Source organism: Streptomyces longispororuber (assembly GCF_024448165.1).
GTDB classification, from domain to species: Bacteria; Actinomycetota; Actinomycetes; order Streptomycetales; family Streptomycetaceae; genus Streptomyces; species Streptomyces longispororuber_A.
The window spans coordinates 1-1,165 of the sequence record NZ_JAMOLN010000429.1; the positions used below are offsets into that span (position 1 = coordinate 1).

Sequence of the window (1,165 nt, forward strand, 5' to 3'; positions counted from 1 at the left end):
CGGTGGCGCGCGGCCGTCGCCACCGCGGCCGCCCGGGTCTGCACCTCCAACTTGGTGTAGATGCGGCCCAGGTGGGACTTGACCGTGGCCTCGCTCAGGAACAGGGCGCGTGCGATCTCCCGGTTGGTGAGCCCGCCGACGAGCTGGCCGAGGATGTCCCGCTCGCGTTCGGTGAGGGAGGGGCCCGGGTCACGGATCCGGGACACCATCCGGTCGGCGACCGTCCCCGACAGCACGGGACGTCCGGCGGCCGCGTCCCGGATCGCGGCGAACAACAGCTCAGGTGTCTCCGCCTTGAGCAGGTAGCCGGTGGCGCCGGCCGCCAAGGCGCGGGTGATGTCGGCGTCCGTGTCGAACATGGTGAGGACCAGGACCCGCGGAACCGGTCCGCCCCGCCCATCGGGTCCGGCCGCCATGGAGGCCATCCGGCGGATGGCCGTCACCCCGTCCATGCCGTCGCCGAGCTGCAGATCCATGAGAACCACGTCCGGCCGAAGCCGTGTGGCAGCCGCCAGCACGTCCTCTCCGCTCGCTGCCTCGCCGACGACGTCGATTCCGTCGGTGCTGTGGAGCAGCGCCCGCAGTCCCGCGCGTACCACGGCGTGGTCGTCGCAGAGGAGAACACGGACGGCGGCCGTCCCGTCGCCGGCGTCCGAACCAGCCGGCTCCGGTCCCTCGGTCATCTGTCCGTGTTCGCGGCTCTCGGCAGATCTCACGGTGTCGCCTCCTCTGCTTTGAGTGGTCCTCGGGCGGTCGTGTCTTCTCGCGTCGCGAGGGGCACGGACATCGTCACGACCGTCCCCTCGCCGGGTGCGGACTCGACGCGGAGCGTTCCGCCGGCCTGCCTCGCCCTCATCTTCATGAGGGCAAGGCCGTGGCCGCGTGTGCGGGCCTCCCGCCGGCGGGGGGCGCGGCCCGGTTCGAAACCGCGGCCGTCGTCGGCGATGTCGACGCAGAGGGAGTCCTTGGAACAGGTCAGGGTGATGACCGCCCGGGTCGCTCCTGAGTGCTCTCGTGCGTTGGCCAACGCGCCCTGACTCACGCGCAGCAGCGCTGTCTCGATGTGCTGGGGGAGATCTCCGGGTGTGCCGTCCAGCCGGAACTCGACGGCCGGGCCCGGCGCGGTCTCCGCGTCCGGCCGCGGCCCGCCGGGCGGCATCGCGAG

The 1,165-nt window shown here is 72.5% G+C and carries 2 protein-coding genes; both read right to left on the reverse strand.

All coding sequences use genetic code 11. From position 1 onward, the window contains the following. Window positions 1–683: response regulator (locus tag M4J07_RS47690; RefSeq protein ID WP_255983656.1), on the reverse strand; the 683-nt coding region annotated here is incomplete at its 3' end. Between the two features lie 29 nt (window positions 684–712). Next, a partial coding sequence (locus M4J07_RS47695; RefSeq protein ID WP_255983654.1) for a sensor histidine kinase occupies window positions 713–1,165 on the reverse strand: 453 nt, incomplete at its 5' end.